Source organism: Gluconobacter japonicus, from assembly GCF_015244665.1.
GTDB lineage: Bacteria > Pseudomonadota > Alphaproteobacteria > Acetobacterales > Acetobacteraceae > Gluconobacter > Gluconobacter japonicus.
Genome location: NZ_JABCQN010000003.1, coordinates 190,845 through 207,973, shown reverse-complemented (window position 1 = coordinate 207,973; position 17,129 = coordinate 190,845). Strand labels below are relative to the sequence as shown.

The window sequence follows — 17,129 nt, the reverse complement described above, 5'->3', positions numbered from 1 at the left end:
TCCCAAGCGCAATCTGTGGCAAAATGCCATAGATCTCATCTTCACAATTCTTTGTGGCTTTTTGCCACAGAAGAAACTGTCTGATTCCAAGGATACATTTTCCAGAAAATCCCTGAAAACTGCCAAAATCGGGATATATGGCAAAATGCCAAATCTCAACATCACCAATGCAACAGCCGTACAACCACGCGAAAGTCCTACAAAATGTTGGTTTGAAAGCCTCAGGAATTCAGTTTTACAAGCATCGGAAGAGGCTCAATATCAGCTCACATGAATGTCGTATAAGATATATTATGCCAACTTATATATCAAAAAGACGTCGTTTCCTCACATAGTCGTGATACACGATGACTTGTTGCAAAGAATGGCCGTTTTGGCGCTAACGTGAAACGAAATTCAATTTCTCCCGGTCTTCGAACGCATTTTCGTGACCGGCTCACTGGATGGAACGGTCATTGCATGGCTCGCCTTTCTCTGCGTCAGATTGCCTTTCTGGGCTGCGCTTTCTCTCTGGGCTCGCTTACGGTTCTCCCTGCAACGGCACAGGCGGATGACTACACCGAACTTCTGGACATTCTTCGCGCCAAAGGCAGCCTAACGCGCGGCGAATACAATAGTCTCCTGGCACACCACCTGAGGCATGGCCGTTCTTCCAGCGCTTCGACCAATCAGGACGGCACGTCCAGCCCCCCTGCCAGACACAACCGTTATCGTCGATACAGCCCCAATCAGTACGATGGTTCTCTTGAACCACCGGATGTCACAACCATTGCAGCGTCCCAGGCAGCGCAGCGCGCAGCTCAGAACGCTGCTGCCAGCGCACGTGATGCGCACTCCATGCTCGCACATTACGATCCAGACAGCATCGTTCGGGTCAAACCCTATGTCGCAGGCAAAGGCGTGACCGTTCAGGCTGGACAGATCGAAATCAATCTGTCCGGCTTCATCAACGGCTTCTACACCTATAACAGCCCAGGTGGTGGCCGCCCTGTTGCAGGCGGTATCTCTACAGGGTCCAGCGGCTTTGACTCTTCATCCGTTCGTAACGGCCTGCTGCCAGGCGGCCTGATCCTCAAGTTGAACACCGTTCAGGACGGAATCAAGCTCGGTGCAGTTTTCGGAATGTACCCGGGGCTGAACAATGCGGACGTGGGTACATTCAACGCCAATTCTGGTGGTAGCCCAGTTGGTCTTGGTACGGCAGGCGTCGATTTCCGTCAGGTTTATATGACCGCCGGAACCGACAAACTTGGAACCATCAAGATCGGCCGTGACATCGCACTCTTTGCCTCCGATGCCATCCTGAATGACGCAACGCTCCTCAGCGTTGGCAGCACCGGGAGTAACGCCAATCCGGCCAATACCTCCCTCGGCCGCATCGGCGTTGGCTACGTCTATACCGACTGGCTCCCGCAGATCACATACATTTCCCCGAAATGGCATGGTCTTCAGGGCTCTCTTGGTATCATGACACCGCTGGATCAGTTCAATTTCGCCGGTGGTGGTTTATCCGCGACAACCACACAGCACAGCTCTCCAATGGTTCAGGGTAAAGTCACTTACGACACCACCATTGCCGGGTTCACCACACGCTTCTGGGCCAGCTTCCTGACACAACACGTTCAGAACCTGACCAGTTCAACCCTTGGAACCGACAGTCGCAAAGGCGCAACCGTTGCCGCGGGCGACGTTGGCGTGAAACTGTCCCGCGGACCATTTGAAGGCGTAGCATACTACTATTACGGCAATGGCCTCGGCACGACCGGCCTTCTGTTTGACGGCATTTCACAAACCGGACGCAAGCGGAACTCTGAAGGTTACTATGTTCAGGCATCCTATAAGATCCTGCCGCGCCTGAAGCTGGTCGGAAGCTATGGTGTCAGTAATCTTTATCAGGCGACTGACGAAAACAATCCATCACTGGTGCGACGTAATGAGTCCGAAGTCGGCGCACTGTATTACACACTGACGGACTGGATGTTCCTCGTGGGTGAATATGCCCATACGGAATCGGCTGCTCACGGCCCGAACCGTGAGAGCGATCATACCATGTCTGCCGGTGCGATGATTACGTTCTGATCCTAAAAAACCGGGCAGCCTCCTGCCCGGTTTTCAGAACTCCAGCACCATTCCGTCATAGGCTGGCCGCACATCTGGCGGCAGCGTTTTGCACAGGATGTCGTAATCCATATCTGTGCCCATATGGGTCAGAATTGTGCGCCCTGCCCTGATTTTCGTGCGCCATTCCAGCACACGCTCCAGCCACGCATGAGCGGGATGCGGTTCATACTGGAAACAATCAACAACCCACGTTCCGACACCATCCAGAAGCTCCAACACCTCATCAGACAGCGTTTCAACATCTGTCGAATACGCAAACTTCCCAAATCGCAGCCCCAGAGACGTGATCCGTCCATGCTGCTGCTCGAAAATTCGCCCTTCAAGACCCGGAAAAGTAACAGACTGACCTGCCGCAACGACCTGCTCATCAAAGACCGGACGATAAAAATCTGGCCCTTTCCAAGGAGCAAAAGCGTAGGCAAAACGCTGTCTAAGTTCTTCCAGAGTGCTTTGCGAAGCCAATAGCGGCAATGGCCTGTCGATAACCCGATTGATGGCGCGCAGATCATCCAGCCCCGCAATATGATCGCTATGGGGGTGGGTATAAAGCACAGCATCAATGTGACTCAGACCGCAGTTCAGCATCTGAGATCTGAAATCCGGCCCGGAATCCACCAGAAGTCGAAAGCCGCCCTCACCTTCGATCACGATCGACGAGCGTGTCCGCCGGTTCTTTGGATTGTCCGGATTACAGTGCCCCCAGATCCCCGTCTGTGAGTCATCATGCCCCCCGAGCATCGGGACGCCCGCTGAACCACCACATCCGAGGATCGTGACTTTCACAGACGCGTCCTTGTAAACAGCCGACGAACGTTGGCCGTCGTTATTTCAGCAATCCGCTCAGGCGAAACTTCCCGCTCCTGCGCCAGACGGGCTGCCGTATGTGCCACATATCCAGGAGTATTGGGCCGTCCGCGCTTGGGTGCAGGCGCCAGAAACGGGCTATCTGTCTCCACCAGCAAACGGTCTTCCGGCACAATCCGCGCAACTTCGCGGATTTCCTCACATTTCGGGAATGTCAGAAGCCCCGAAAAACTGATGTAACCCCCAAGTTCCAGAGCCGCCTCTGCCAGCTTTGGCCCAGAAGCAAAGCAGTGGATCAGAAACGGAAAGGCGCCCTTCCCGCTCTCATCCCGCAGGATCGCAATCGTGTCGTCATCCGCCTGGCGCGTATGAATAACGACCGGTAATCCCGTTTCCCGAGCCGCAGCAATATGCGTTCTGAATGCTGCGTGCTGCGCTGGCTTCGCCTCATCTCCACTATGAAAATAATCGAGCCCGGACTCGCCAATCGCCACCACGCAGGACGGCTCAGCTTTGCGAACCAGTTCCTCAACGGACGGCAAACGCTCCTCACCCACATGGTCAGGATGCGTCCCGATCGCGCACCAGACGCGCAGATCTGGCGCGTCAAACCGCGTCAGGCCAATCTGCGTGTCAGCCTGAGAAAACCGCGTTCCGATCGTAATCATCCCATCCAGACCAGACTGCCGCGCGATGTCCAGCGCGGCAGGCACATCGTCAAGACGGTCCAGATGGCAGTGACTGTCAATCAGTCCCGTCATTCTGCTTCCTCGACGACAAAGCGCGGGAACAGCCCTTCCGGCTTCGGCAGTGTGCGGCCACCCGGCAGCGGCGTTTCAAGAGCCGCAAATGTGCGCTCGCCCTCTTCCACACCAAGCTGCGTCAACATCTTGTCCATGGTGTTGGGCATGTACGGCTGAAGCATCGTCGCGATGCCACGGATTACATCCAGTAGCACACGCAGCACATGCGCCATCCGCTCCGGATCGGTCTTCTTCAGCGCCCAGGGAGCCTGACGGTCGATGTACGAGTTAGCTGCCCGAATGATCTTCCACACTTCCTCAAGCGCATCCGTAATCGCCTTGCGTTCGATCTGCTCGCTCATGAGCGTTGGCAAAAGCTGGACTGACGCCAGAATGGTCTGATCGTCTTCCGTCAGCGGGCCGCGCTCCGGAACGACTCCCCCAAGATTACGCGCCACGAGGCTCAGCGTCCGCTGGCAAAGATTGCCAAGATCATTCGCCAGTTCGACATTCGTGCGCGTAATCATGGAGCGACGGCTGAAGTTTGAATCGCCACCAAACGGCACTTCCCGCATCAGGAAGAATCGCAGCGCATCCAGACCGAACTCATCAGCCAGCGCCTTCGGGTCCAGAACATTGCCGAGAGACTTGCTCATCTTCTCGCCTTCGACCGTCCACCAACCATGGGCAAACACGCTCTTCGGCAGTTCGATACCCGCAGCCATCAGGAACGCCGGCCAGTACACGCAATGGAACCGGGCGATTTCCTTACCGACAATATGCAGGTCAGCCGGCCAGAACTTCGCACGCGGATCATTCAGGTCCGGGTAGCCCACAGCCGTCAGATAGTTGGCGAGCGCATCGAACCAGACATACATGACGTGATCCGGATCGTTCGGAACCGGAATGCCCCATTTGAAACTGGTCCGGCTGACGGAAAGATCCTTCAGCCCCTGCTTCACGAAGCTCTCGATTTCCCGACGGGGACCATGCGGTCCAATGAATTCGGGATTGTCTTCATACAGCTTCAGCAGACGGTCCTGAAACTCGGACAGCTTGAAGAAGTAGGACGGCTCCTTGACGCGCTCTACCGGCGCACCGGACGGAGCAACCATCGTGCCATCCGGCTTCTTGACCAGTTCGTCTTCGCCAATGAACGCTTCATCGCGCGTAGAGTACCAGCCTTCATACGCGCCAAGATAGATATGGCCGTTGGCCGCGACCTTCTCCCACAGAGCCGTTGCGGCAGTCTTATGGCGCTCATCCGTCGTGCGGATAAATTCATCCGTAGAGATCGCCATATCCTGCTGCATCTGTCGGAACGAAGCAGAAATCTTGTCGGCATAGGCCTGCGTGTCCATGCCCTGAGCGGTCGCGGTCTGCTCTACCTTCTGGCCGTGCTCATCCGTCCCGCTGACGAACAGGACGTCTTCACCATTCAGGCGATGGAAACGGGCCAGAACGTCAGCCGCGATGGACGTATAGGCATGTCCGATATGCGGAGCGCCGTTCACGTAGAAAATCGGAGTTGTAATGGTGAAGCGCCGCGTCATGTCCACTCGTCTTGTCATGCCTGAGCCATTCACATCCCGGCAGCGCGTTCCACTGCCTGACGGATGGCCTGAGCCTTGTCCAGATTAAAACCGTCTGTCTGCCGCTTCAGTGTATCAAGTTCTGAACACTGACGGGCAGAAGAATCAGCAAGAAGCAGATCGCCACGTCGTGCAGCCGAGCGTGCGCGTTCTGCTAACCCCTCGCCTAGCAAATCGCAGAGCAATGCGAAACCTTCCGTCTCCCGGGCGATCCGGTCAATGAGAGGGAGCATCTCTGCAGTCAGAGCCTTCCCGGCCAGAATTTCCGCCACAAAACCCGCAATGGCTCCATCCCGGTCCTGCGCCAGAAACAGTGCCCGTCCCGGTGAACCATGTGCCCTTACCAGCACATCCTCGGGTACATCTGGCAAAATAGCTCTCATGTCCCGATCTGAAACGGGAGACAGCGCCAATGCCCGACAGCGGCTGCGGATCGTCGGAAGAAGCTTACCGGGAGACGCTGTGGTCAGCAGCAGGATGGCCCGCGACGGTGGCTCTTCAAGGATTTTCAGAAGCGCGTTGGCCGCAAAACGGTTTAGAAACTCCGCCCCGTCCACAATAACCACACGCCAGCCGCCTTCGGTCGCCGTGTGATGCAGAAAAGACTGGACCGGCCGGACATCCGCAGCCGTAATTTCTCCGCGCAGACGCCCTTTTTTCTCATCAACCGCACGGGAAATTTCCAGAAGATCACCATGTGTAGCGGCTGTAATACGCCGACCAGCAGGTGAGTCGGGATCTTCCCCGTTCAGAAGAAGACGCGCCAGACGAAACGCCAGCGTCGCTTTCCCGATCCCTGCAGGGCCGGAAATCAGCCAGGCATGATGAAGACGCCCCGAGGCCAAAGCAGTCCGAAAAACATTTTCAGCCTCTTCATGGCCCCGAGGTTCAAACGTGTGCCGAGGATCTGTCACGCGCCAGAAACACTCGCCGTCTGATCCAGACGTTGTAGTACGGCTTCAAGCAATGCACGGCTGACAGCCTCTGGCGTGCGACCAGCATTGATACGCTTCACACGTTCTGGCTCTGCACGAGCAATCGTATCGAACCCCGTCAACACACGCTGATGAAAAGCCTCAGCCTGACCTTCATAACGATCCGTCCGACCACCCCGGCTTTCCAGACGCTCAAGCGCCTGTTCCCGAGGGAGTTCCAGCAGCAGTGTCAGATCCGGCTCGCGCGCCACGAGACGCCGGGCGCCCATGATGAACTCCAGACGTTCCGGTGACGCATTCCCAACGCCGTAGCCCTGATAGGCCAGCGTCGAGTCATGAAAGCGATCGCAGACAACAATCGCACCACGCGCAAGAGCAGGCACAATCAGATTATCCAGATGGTCACACCGCGCCGCCATATGCGCCAGCACTTCCGCACGCCAGGAAAATTCTTCTTCCCCGAACAGAAGCAGATGACGGATGGCTTCCGCGCCCGGTGTCCCGCCCGGCTCACGGGTCAGGATCGTCTCGTAACCTCGATCTCGAAGCGCATCCGCCAGAAGGCGCGCCTGCGTGGATTTCCCCGCGCCTTCGCCACCTTCCAGCGTGATGAAAAGGCCGTTTTTAATTTGCAGGGCCATGACCAAGGCGCGCCATTGCACGTCCAACCAGTCCGAGTTTCGCAACGGACGCGCCAGCCTGAAGCGCCACACGAATATCCGCCATGCCCGGCGCTGAGATCACGATCGCCCCACAGGACTGCCCAGCAACAACCGGCGCAATCACGGGTGACGCATAATCCACTGCAATGTGAGAGCGCTGCTGCCAGCCCACCGGCATCGTCATCACGATGTCAGCGCCAGCCACGAGCGGAACAGCCTTGCGCTCCCCCATCCAGACAGGTGCATGATCGACAACCTGCCCCTTACGGAACAGAGTCGCATTTTCAAAATTTGCGAAAGCCCACGCCATCAGACGCTCGCCTTCATGAGCGCGCTCATTGCTGGACGCCGTGCCGTTAATCACAACAATGACGCGATTGCCATTGCGGTTGGAGCTGGCGCAAAGACCGAACCCACCTGCATCGGTATGACCTGTCTTCAGACCGTCAGCGAGGCCCTTGTCCACAAGGACGTTCCGGTTGCCCTGCTTGATCTTGTTGAACAGGAACTCGGTTTCACCGAAGAAATGATAGTACTGCGGAAAGTCGCGGATCAGATGCATGGCAACGGTCGCTACGTCATGAGCGGACATGTAATGCCCCTCAGCTGGCAGACCCGTCACATTCATGAAGTGCGAGTTGTTCAGCCCGATCTTGGGCGCTTCCTCGTTCATCATCGCGACGAAACGTTCTTCAGACCCCGCAATACCTTCAGCCAGCACAACGCAGGCATCATTGCCGGACTGGATCACCATGCCCTGGATGAGATCCTGCACCGCAACGCTCTCACCAAGCGGCACGAACATCTTGGAGCCCTGCGTCCGCCAGGCTTTCTCGCTGACAGGAAGCGTCTGCTCCAGACGAAGTCGTCCGGTCGCCAGCATCCCGAACACGATATAGGCCGTCATCATCTTCGTCAGGGACGACGGTGCCATACGTTCGTCAGCAGACTTGTCCAGCAGGACTGCACCCGTGTCGAAGTCCACGATATAGGCCCAGCGCGCCACGGTATCGAACGGGCCGATCGGCGTATTCGCAGGTGTTCCAACTGGTGTTGCGGGAGCAGCAGAGGCCGCAGCTGCTGCGGCCTTCGCGTGGCCAGCATGATGATGCGGGCGTGCCAGTGCACTCAGCGGCCCCCCAAAAGAAGCACAGGCAGCAAAACCTGCCACACCACCGAAAAGAGAGCGTCTAGTCCGCACGTTCGTCCCCAGTCTTTCAGCCTTAATCACGGCCGTCATTCCACAATGATCCGCGCGCCCTCTACCCCGCACGCATGGGTCCGGTCCAGTGCCGCATCGGCCTGGGCGGTATCGGTATAGGGTCCGGACCTTACACGCCAGTCCAGACCTCCCCCATCAGGGACGCGCTGAACTTCGCCGGAGCACCGCGCCGCAATACTGGCAGCAGCCCCGCGACCGGAAAACTTGCCTAACAGGACATAAAGCCCCGTAGGTCCCGGATTACTCTGCGACCACGTGACAGGCATCGCGGCAACCGTTGATGCAGCCTGATGCCCCTCCGACGAGTCGCTTCCATAGGTCTTCGCCGTACCACCATCGAGAGACTCTGCACGAACCTCTCCAACCGGGGCGGATTGAACATCCAGATGAGGCGCGCCAGTCAGTCCTTCAACCAGAGCCCGGCTGGCGGCTTCTTCTTCCGTCACCTCTACAGGTGTATCGGCGGTCATCCCAAGAAGATCCGCAGCTTTCGGAGAGAGCGCAATAATTCGCCCAGCGCTTTCCGGACCACGACGTGTCAGCCGGATACGCACAACCCGTCCGTTGATCAGATTGCGAACCGTCACAACAGCAGGAAGCTGCAAAGTCTGATGGGATCCCGTCATGCCATCCGCGGACCAGACCTCTCCGTCCGACGCGAGGTGCCCTTTCAGAGGCGTTTCGCGTGTGGCAAGACCGGTCGCGCGGTAATCAAACTGCTCATAGGGATAAAACCACCCCTGCGGACCCTGCCACGCGTTTCCCAACTCGTAATGAGGGTGCGCGACAGGCACAGGCGCGTCATCCTGATGACAGGCGCCAAAAAGAGGCAGAAACGCCAGAAGTGGCGCGCAATTACGGAGTAACAATGCCGGTTCCCAGAAGACCTACGCCTAGCGCGTAATAATCAGACGGATTGTAACGACGGATCACGTTGAAATTATGGTAAACCATGAAGGCCTGCGTGCCCGGACCATCCGGCTGAACAATCGCCCCTTTGACGTCACTCCGCGAGAAGCGGGCACCATCTGCCCGGCGAACACCGAGAGACATCCATTCCGCCAGAGACTTCGTATTGGTCCGTCCGATCTGGCTCTTGTCCAGCACATTTGCCAGCGTGACTTCCTGCCCCCAGGGCTCATAGGGCTGCCAACCACATTTGCCCATATAGTTGGAAATGGAGGCAAACACATCTGGCTGGGACGTCCAGATATTGCGCTTTCCGTCTCCGTCTCCATCTGCCGCATAGCGCAGATAGGCACTTGGCATAAACTGGGCCTGCCCCATGGCTCCGGCATAGCTGCCCATCATAGCTTCAGGGGAGATATCCCCGTCGTTCAAAATCTGGAGCGCCTTCATCAGCTCTCCCCGGAAAAACGTGGAGCGGCGACCATCAAAGGCCAGTGTCGCTAACGCATCAACAACCGAGAACGTGCCGGTGTGTGCGCCAAAACCCGATTCGAGCGCCCAGATCCCCATAACCGCACGATCATCACATCCGAACCGCGCACTGATCGGAGCCATGATGTTTCCCACACCAGCGTAAACAGTGCGCCCTTTCTGAAAGCGCGACTCTGGCAGAACACGATCACGATACTGCGCCCAGGTCAGGGTAAACTCAGGCTGATGACGATCAAGCTTCAGAACCTTGGGGTTCGGCTCCCTCGTCAGCGACAGCGCGCGCGTTACGACAGCGGAAGACAGCCCCTGAGCCAGCGCCTGCGTCCTCACCCCTTCAAGAAACGCGCCGTAATCCTGTGCTTCAGCGGAACGTATTCCCATCGCCGCGGCTCCGGCGACAGAGGAAAAGGCGGCAAGAAGGTTACGTCTTTTAAGCACTGGACTATCAGCCCCCACAGGGTGGTTCATTTGCAGCGCACGCTAGCAACCTGTGATGCTCCCCGCCAGCCTCCCATCCTTCTTTCCACATTCAGAAGGGTGAAACCGCAACCGTGAGATTGTCGCCAGCACGCCAACATGCGACATCAACGTTCCATGATCATGGAACATCCCCCGGCATGATAGCCATTGGCCCCGCTCTGGCGTCGCAGCCTGCCTGGCTGAAAGCCGTCAGCATCATTGTGGGGACATTCATCCTCGAGGATGTAGCCACCGTCCTGTCAGGCGTTGCAGCCCGTGCCGGACATGTCAGCATAGCACTGGCCCTTGGAGCGCTCTGGTTCGGGGTCGCCGTCGGAGATCTGGGGCTCTACGGCCTTGGAACTGCCGGAGCACGCTGGCCTTCCCTACGTCGCTTTCTGACCCTCCCCAAACAGGAACGCACGCAGGACTGGTTCTCGAAGAACGTCGTCCGCATCGTGGCCATCTCACGCTTCGTGCCCGGCGCACGCCTCCCGCTCTACACCGCCTGTGGCTTCTTCCGCGCGCCTTTCCTGCGCTTTGCCCTGACGGCCGTTCTCGCTACGCTTGTGTGGACAACACTGTTGTTCCTGCTGGCCATGCGGATCGGCGGCTGGCTTCTGGCACACCAGGGAGGCTGGCGCTGGGCCGGACTGGCGGGATTTGTTCTATGTATTGTCGTTGTCGGGCGTCTGATCGCCCGTATCCAGACCGTGAGCCAGTAATTGAATGTCCAAGACAGAGACCGAGCAAAATCCCCTTTCTCTTTTTGAGTTCTGGCCGGGTTCCATCTTCTACACGCCTATCGTCCTCTACTGGATTGCCATGGGCCTGAAATACCGGGATCTCAGTATCCCTACGGCTGCCAATCCACGCATTGAAACAGGCGGTCTCTGCGGTGAGAGCAAATCATCGATCCTCGATATGGCTGGTCCCGTCGCAAAGGACGCCATTGCGCCCTACGCGCTTTTTCAAAGCGGTCCTGGATCAATGGAACGCGCTCTGACAGCAATGGAGCAGTCAGGTCTGTCATTTCCCGTCGTGGTAAAGCCTGACATTGGCTGCAATGGAACAGGCGTGAAGCTCGTGCGTAACCGCGAACAGATGGAAGATGTTCTTCCGCAGTTTCCGGAAAACGTGGCGCTGATGGTCCAGGAACTTATTGATTGCCCTGTGGAAGCGGGCCTGTTCTACATCCGCCATCCGGATCAGCCGCAAGGGCGCATTACCTCAGTGACCTACAAGGAAGCTCCTGTTCTGACGGGTAACGGTCACTCCACCATCGAAGAACTCGTCATGCGTGACCCCCGCATGGGTCAGGTTCCCCAGCTTTATCTGCCGCGCCTTGCAGGCCGGGAGAAAACAGTGCTAGCCGAGGGTGAGCAACTGCCATTGGTTTTTGCGGGCAACCATTGCAAAGGGTCCGTGTTCCGGGATGGCCGCGCAGACACAACACCGGAACTAACGGCCCGGCTGGATGCCATCATGAAAGACGTTCCAGATTTCTATTTTGGTCGGGTCGATGTGAAGGTGCCTTCAATCGAAGCTCTTCAGCGTGGGGAAGACCTGCGGATCATCGAGATCAATGGCGTCGGCTCTGAAGCTATTCATATCTGGGATCGACGCACAACTCTGTGGGAAGCCTATCGCGCCCAGTTTTCCCACTATCGCCAGACATTCCTGATCGGTGCAGCCAACAAGGCCCGCGGATGGAAGACCTCTGGCGCGTTCGGAATGCTACATTCCTGGCGCAAGCAGCGTCGCCTGCTCGCGTCCTATCCGATGAACGACTAAGGGAACATCAGTTCCCAAGGTTACCACCACCGAAGATATAATTGCTGACCTGCTGTTCCAGAGACAACTGATCGCGGGTGTCCTTGATAACCCCGCCAGCAGTCAGCGTCTTCGGGTCTTTGCCTGGCTCGATCTGAAGAGCGTTATCAGACGTCATGCTGGGCGCACCGATCCCAACAGCCGTATCAACAGGCAGGTGAAGACGTTCATCAACCGAGAATGCCACGTCAGCCATCTGGCTCTGCGGATCCAGGCGGATGGACTGAACACGCCCAACGGTCACTCCCGCCAGATCAACATCCGCACCCGGCTTCAGACCGTTGGCCGAATTGAACTGGGCATGCATGACAATGCTGTTCTGAACCGGGTCCTTGCGCAACTCTTTACCGTAAACAAGAAATGCCCCGGCAACGACAAGAACAAGGCCACTTGCCAGAATGGCACCGCCGCGCCCGCTGTATCCTGACTTCATGCCGCGCCTCAACTTTCAGAAAACCGAATAGAAGGGCGAGTTAATCTGCCCCCAGAGCCCGGTCAAGGTTGCGTCCCTTCGCCCCATCAGGCAAGTGACTTCCTTTTACGCCCATCCGTGCAGGCTCCATGACGCTTTTCCAGGCCATCATCCTCGCCATCGTTCAGGGTATCACCGAGCCCTTCCCTGTCAGCAGCCTCGGTCACGCCGTTCTGCTCCCCGGTATCCTCCATTGGAACGTGGACGAACATTCAGACATGTTCCTACCGTTCCTGACGATGCTCCATGTCGGAACCCTCGTGGCCCTGGCGGGTGTTTTCTGGCGCGACTGGATGGCCATTCTTCGCGGGATGCTTGGTCTGCACGGTCGATACAACCAGCTTGAGTCGATTCGGATCTTTGGTCTTCTCGTTATTGCGACAATTCCGGCTGTCATCTTCGGCGGCCTTTTCGAACATCGCCTCCGGGGCATATTCGGAGCCCCTCTGGCCGTCGCAGGGTTTCTGGTCCTGAATGGCCTTCTGCTTCTGGTTACCGAATGGCTCCGCAGACAGCGTGGACAGGCAGATCACCGCCCGATCTCTTCCCTGTCTCCCAAGGATGCCCTGGTGATCGGGTTCTGGCAGTGCCTTGCCCTGTTCCCAGGCCTGTCACGCTCAGGCGCCACGATGAATGGCGGCCTTCTGCGCGGGCTGGATCATGGCACAGCTGCCCGCTTCTCCCTTCTTATGGCCCAGCCAGTCGTTCTGGCCGCGACGGTCAAGGAAGGGTGGCAGATGCGGCACATGACGATCTCTCATGACGTCATGTTCCAATGCGTCGTAGGTGCCTTCGCAGCCGGTATCACCGCGCTGATCTGTTCTCTCCTGATGTTGCGCTTCTTCCGCAATCATGACGAATGGGCTCTCAAGCCTTTCGGCATTTACTGCATTATTGCCGGTCTTCTGGCAGGCGTTCTCATCGTTCTATAAACCTTTCCAGACGCCGCTTTTCCCGGCAGATTAGGGATCATGCCACTTCCGATACAATCCAGCGCATCCGCCGCCACAACCGCCCGTCGAAAGAGTCTCGAACAGATCATGTCCGAGAATGAATCGCATGGGCTGAAGCGCAGCCTCACGGCCACACAACTCATCCTTCTGGGCGTAGGATCGACAATCGGCGCTGGCATTTACGTCATGACGGGGACTGCTGCTGCTGAATATGCCGGCCCATCCGTTCTCATTTCGTTCGTTGTTGCAGCCTTGGCATGCCTCTTTACGGCTTTCTCTTATGGAGAACTGTCCTCCACGTTGCCTGTCTCCGGCTCGGCCTACTCCTACGCCTATATTTCAATGGGCGAAAAAGTGGCGTGGATCGTAGGATGGCTCCTGCTTCTGGAATATGGAATTTCCTGCGCTGCCGTGGCCGCTGGTCTGTCCGGTTACGCGTCGTCCCTGCTGGCCGTCTTTGGTATTCACCTACCTCAGTCCCTTATCCAAGCCACTCTTCAACCGGTTCCAGGATCGGAAGGCTCCTCCATCAGCGGAGGATGGAGGCTGGATCTAATCGGGTTAACTGCCGTTTTCCTGGTCACGGGTCTGCTCGTTCGAGGCATTGAGGAATCCGCCCGGGTCAACACGATCATCGTCTTTCTGAAAGTGGGCGTTCTTGCTTTGTTCGTGGCGTTTGGCATTCATGCCATTCATCCTGCAAACTGGCATCCTTTCATCCCAGCCAATCAGGGCGGCTTCCACTACGGCGTCAAAGGTATTTTCCGGGCCGCCTCAGTCATCTTTTTCGCCTATGTCGGCTTTGAGGCCGTCTCCACAGCATCAGCCGAGGCCAAAAACCCGACCCGAGACGTCCCGGTCGGGATTATTGGAAGCCTGCTGATCTGCACCGTCGTGTATATGATCGTTGCCGCAGTATTGCTTGGCATCGTCCCTTATCGCGAACTGGACGTACCGGACCCGCTGGCTATTGCCGTGAAAGCCATGAACACGCCGTGGCTGGCCATCTTCATCAATGTCGGCGCAACAATCGGTCTCTGCTCGGTTCTGATGGGGCTTATGTATGCCCAGTCCCGCGTCTTGTTGACCATGAGCCGTGATGGCCTCATCCCTGCCCTGTTTGGCAAGGTCCACACACGGTTTCGCACCCCATGGCTTGGCACCATCGTTCTCGGTCTGGTCGTGGCATTCATGACCGCTACCCTGCCCATCGACATCATTAGCGATCTGGTCTCCATCGGAACAGCTGCCGCTTTCGGCATCGTCTGCTTCACAGTCATCTGGCAGCGAAACACGCGGCCAGACATTCAAAGACCCTTCAGCGTTCCCTTGGGCGGGTTCCGTATTCGTGGTTTCTGGGTTGGTGTAACGCCCCTGCTAGGCATCATTTTCTGTCTACTTATGACCATCCCCCTCGTCACAGACATGATTCATGCAGTGGCCAGCGGTAACCCTGTCCCTCTGCTCCTTCTGACAGGTTATGTAGTGCTGGGTGTCATGACGTATGTTCTCTACGGACGCCACAACTCTACGATGGCGCCATAAATCCTGCCTGACGGATAAAGACGTTACAGACTGACTTCTTTATCCGTGTCACCATAACGCTGCATGAGTGCCCCGAAAGACTGGCCTGCTTCATCTTTCCATTCCAACCACCCGTTGGATGACCGACCCAGAAGATAATTGGCGGGCGTACTGGGAGACTTGAAAAGAGTGTCCCGTGCAAAAACAACACGTGGGCCTTCAAGTTTCAGCACACCCTGATCAATCAGAACCTGACGTTTCTGAAAAGAACTGCTCTTCAGAAATGCTTCGGACACGTCCGCCCGTCCATAAGAGCCAGCAAGAACCACTAAACCCTCTTCCGTATAACGGGCATGTGCTTCAACACCTGAAGACACACACAATAATTCCTGACCGTCCTGGTTAGCCTGAACCTGCTCCCCAGGCACATCTGACGGCAAAGACGGAACCGCCATGCGGCGCCTCACCAACGGATCAAAGAGTGGATAACCTAGCGTCGTCAGAAGAATATCCAGTGTCTTGAAAACCTCCTGACATTCCGCCTCCATTGCCGGCGGAGTATGAGGCTTACTGCCAGCCGTACCATTCTCAAGTTCGAAACGCTGCGCTTCCGTGGCACGACTAATGGCCAGCCATTCCAGATAATGACCGTGAGTAACAGTCAGATTCTGTGTCCGTGACAGGACGACGACAGCCCTATTCCAGAAATCTTTTTTCTCATTGTGCTGCCTTAACCGCATCCCAAGATTTCCGGTCTGCCCAATATAAGCTTTCGCAGCCCCGCTTTCTTCGTTCTCACCAAAAAGAAAATAAACACCGACAAAGTCCGATTCTGGCATCAGGAGAAACGCGTCCAAACGAAGACGTGGCACTTCCACAACCTGCACGATCCTCGTCGTGATAGCTGCCATTCGAATACCTTGCGGATCGCCGGAAGGTAAAAAAATCTGAATTGTCTGCGGATGATCCAACATGAACTTTTCAATTTCCTACTTAAAATAAATGTTTTGTCACAATTTCAGATACAGAGACTGCACGCAACAAGCGGGGCAAAAAAAGCCACTGGGTCCCAGTGGCTTTTACCTTTACGCGCCGGGCGTACCCGGCCCCATATAACTGCCTGGCGGAGGGCGATCGATCTTGGGAGATAGCAATTCGCTGGGCCATGCTTCCTCTCCCGGCCTCGGGGGCATCATCGCAAAACGCGCACGAGGCAATGCCTCAGGACATTCTTCCCGAATACGGGCAATGATTTTCTCCCGGATGTCACAGCGCAGATCCCAGCTTTGTAACGCATTCCGGGCACTGGCAATGATACGGATAGACATGACCTGAGCATTGCAATCTGCCACCTGCACATCAAAAACCTTACCATTCCAAAGCGGGCATGTGCGGATGATTTCGTTCAACATCTCCCGCACCTTGTCCATCGGCGCTTCATAATCCAGCCAGAGGAACACTACGCCGATGATCGCCGCGGAATTATGGGTCCAGTTTTCGAACTGGTTTTCCAGAAAGTAGGAAATCGGGACGATGTGTCGGCGCCAGTCCCACACCCGAAGGACAACATAGGTCGCGTTGATTTCCTCAACCCAGCACCAGTCCCCGTTGATGATGACAAGATCTTCCATACGAATTGGCTGTGTCACTGCAATCTGCACGCCCGCAATCAGATTGGTCAGCAGACCACGCGCAGACAGACCAACGATCAGGGACGCGGCACCGGCAGAGGCAAAAAGTGAAACACCGTATTGTTTGACGGACGGAAAAAGCATCAGCGCGGACGCCACCGTCACGATACCCACCATAATTTCCGTCAGACGCCTTAAAACGCGGATTTGCGTCTGGTGCGTGCGGATCATGATGTCGTCAGTCTGTTCTCGTGACGACAGGCGATTAAGGTATGCCTCCGTCATGATCCGGAACACGATAATGGCCGAAAAGCCAAAGGTCAGGACAAGCAGAAACAGGAAAAACAGCTTGAGATCCTGCTCCGTCTCATAAGAAAAACCCGTGGCAGCCGGGAGTGCGGCCAGCATGGCAAGAAGTGCAACCATGATCCGTGTTGGACGACGAAGAGCCGCAACAATTTTCCGGATAAGCGCTGCACTTCGGGAGCCGGGAATACGCAGCGTCAAAGACGTGACGAGGTTTCCGCAATAGAAAGCGAGAATACCCACGACCGCGAGCATCAGAACGGAGACGACAGGCGCCGGAAGCCAGGTAAAATAAGACCGAACGGCAAACAGCGTGCTGACGAAATGCTGCGTCACTAGGCGGAAAACTCCTTAACAAGAGATCTGGAGAAAAGCGGAAAGCAAGCCCAGCCATAACAGATATGACCAGTGTAAAAAATGCAGTGACCAAAATCCTGCATTTTCCTCTGGATAACGTGTTGACACTCAATC

General features: G+C 56.5%; 16 protein-coding genes. 5 read left to right on the top strand and 11 right to left on the bottom strand.

Translation table 11 applies throughout. The features are described from left to right. Positions 1-459: 459 nt before the first annotated feature. Positions 460-2,079: a porin family protein gene (locus HKD32_RS07415; protein WP_061933102.1), complete on the top strand. Its 1,620-nt coding sequence runs from the start codon at positions 460-462 to the stop codon at positions 2,077-2,079. A 33-nt stretch (positions 2,080-2,112) separates the two neighbouring features. Here the strand turns inward: HKD32_RS07415 and HKD32_RS07410 are convergent, their stop codons facing one another. The 8 genes from HKD32_RS07410 to HKD32_RS07375 are packed head-to-tail and all read right to left on the bottom strand — an operon-like array spanning position 2,113 to position 9,861. After that, positions 2,113-2,904 (bottom strand): MBL fold metallo-hydrolase, encoded by a 792-nt coding sequence (locus HKD32_RS07410; RefSeq protein ID WP_061933105.1) that lies wholly within the window; start codon positions 2,902-2,904, stop codon positions 2,113-2,115. Further along, positions 2,901-3,686, bottom strand: coding sequence for a TatD family hydrolase (locus tag HKD32_RS07405; RefSeq protein WP_194257788.1), 786 nt, complete (start codon positions 3,684-3,686; stop codon positions 2,901-2,903). The genes HKD32_RS07410 and HKD32_RS07405 overlap by 4 nt, the downstream gene beginning before the upstream one ends. Beyond that, on the bottom strand, positions 3,683-5,221 hold the full coding sequence (metG, locus tag HKD32_RS07400) for a methionine--tRNA ligase (RefSeq protein WP_194257787.1): 1,539 nt from the start codon (positions 5,219-5,221) through the stop codon (positions 3,683-3,685). The genes HKD32_RS07405 and metG overlap by 4 nt, the downstream gene beginning before the upstream one ends. 29 nt (positions 5,222-5,250) lie before the next feature. Continuing rightward, complete coding sequence (locus HKD32_RS07395; protein ID WP_194257786.1) at positions 5,251-6,174, bottom strand: DNA polymerase III subunit delta'; 924 nt, start codon at positions 6,172-6,174, stop codon at positions 5,251-5,253. After that, positions 6,171-6,836 carry a dTMP kinase gene (gene tmk, locus HKD32_RS07390; RefSeq protein WP_061933112.1) on the bottom strand — a complete coding sequence of 222 codons (666 nt, stop codon included), beginning with the start codon at positions 6,834-6,836 and terminating at the stop codon, positions 6,171-6,173. The genes HKD32_RS07395 and tmk overlap by 4 nt, the downstream gene beginning before the upstream one ends. Continuing rightward, complete coding sequence (locus HKD32_RS07385; protein ID WP_061933114.1) at positions 6,820-8,097, bottom strand: D-alanyl-D-alanine carboxypeptidase family protein; 1,278 nt, start codon at positions 8,095-8,097, stop codon at positions 6,820-6,822. The genes tmk and HKD32_RS07385 overlap by 17 nt, the downstream gene beginning before the upstream one ends. Further along, on the bottom strand, positions 8,094-8,948 hold the full coding sequence (locus tag HKD32_RS07380; RefSeq protein WP_061933116.1) for a septal ring lytic transglycosylase RlpA family protein: 855 nt from the start codon (positions 8,946-8,948) through the stop codon (positions 8,094-8,096). Before HKD32_RS07380 ends, HKD32_RS07385 begins: the two co-directional genes overlap by 4 nt. Further along, positions 8,935-9,861, bottom strand: a complete 927-nt coding sequence (locus tag HKD32_RS07375) for a lytic murein transglycosylase (RefSeq protein ID WP_228118858.1) — start codon at positions 9,859-9,861, stop codon at positions 8,935-8,937. The genes HKD32_RS07380 and HKD32_RS07375 overlap by 14 nt, the downstream gene beginning before the upstream one ends. A 236-nt stretch (positions 9,862-10,097) precedes the next feature. Here HKD32_RS07375 and HKD32_RS07370 point away from each other — a divergent pair, with 236 nt between their 5' ends. Then, on the top strand, positions 10,098-10,664 hold the full coding sequence (locus HKD32_RS07370) for a DedA family protein (RefSeq protein WP_194257785.1): 567 nt from the start codon (positions 10,098-10,100) through the stop codon (positions 10,662-10,664). A 4-nt stretch (positions 10,665-10,668) separates the two neighbouring features. After that, on the top strand, positions 10,669-11,733 hold the full coding sequence (locus tag HKD32_RS07365) for an ATP-grasp domain-containing protein (protein WP_194257784.1): 1,065 nt from the start codon (positions 10,669-10,671) through the stop codon (positions 11,731-11,733). Positions 11,734-11,740: 7 nt separating this feature from the next. Here the strand turns inward: HKD32_RS07365 and HKD32_RS07360 are convergent, their stop codons facing one another. Next, positions 11,741-12,205, bottom strand: coding sequence for an MlaD family protein (locus HKD32_RS07360; protein ID WP_023942593.1), 465 nt, complete (start codon positions 12,203-12,205; stop codon positions 11,741-11,743). Between the two features lie 128 nt (positions 12,206-12,333). On the opposite strand from HKD32_RS07360, the gene HKD32_RS07355 reads away from it, so the two are divergent. Further along, the gene (locus tag HKD32_RS07355; protein WP_061933124.1) at positions 12,334-13,176 is read left to right on the top strand and encodes an undecaprenyl-diphosphate phosphatase; all 843 of its coding nucleotides are present in this window, start codon (positions 12,334-12,336) and stop codon (positions 13,174-13,176) included. 39 nt (positions 13,177-13,215) lie between these two features. Next, on the top strand, positions 13,216-14,742 hold the full coding sequence (locus HKD32_RS07350) for an APC family permease (protein WP_061933126.1): 1,527 nt from the start codon (positions 13,216-13,218) through the stop codon (positions 14,740-14,742). Positions 14,743-14,765: 23 nt separating this feature from the next. On the opposite strand, the gene HKD32_RS07345 is transcribed toward HKD32_RS07350, so the two are convergent. Together HKD32_RS07345 and HKD32_RS07340 are read right to left on the bottom strand one after the other, a co-directional pair. Then, entirely contained in the window at positions 14,766-15,695 is a 930-nt protein-coding gene (locus tag HKD32_RS07345; RefSeq protein ID WP_194257783.1) for a GIY-YIG nuclease family protein, read from the bottom strand. Between the two features lie 111 nt (positions 15,696-15,806). Continuing rightward, a complete protein-coding gene (locus tag HKD32_RS07340; RefSeq protein WP_061933130.1) occupies positions 15,807-16,994 on the bottom strand; it encodes a mechanosensitive ion channel family protein in 1,188 nt (395 codons plus the stop codon). Positions 16,995-17,129: the final 135 nt, after the last annotated feature.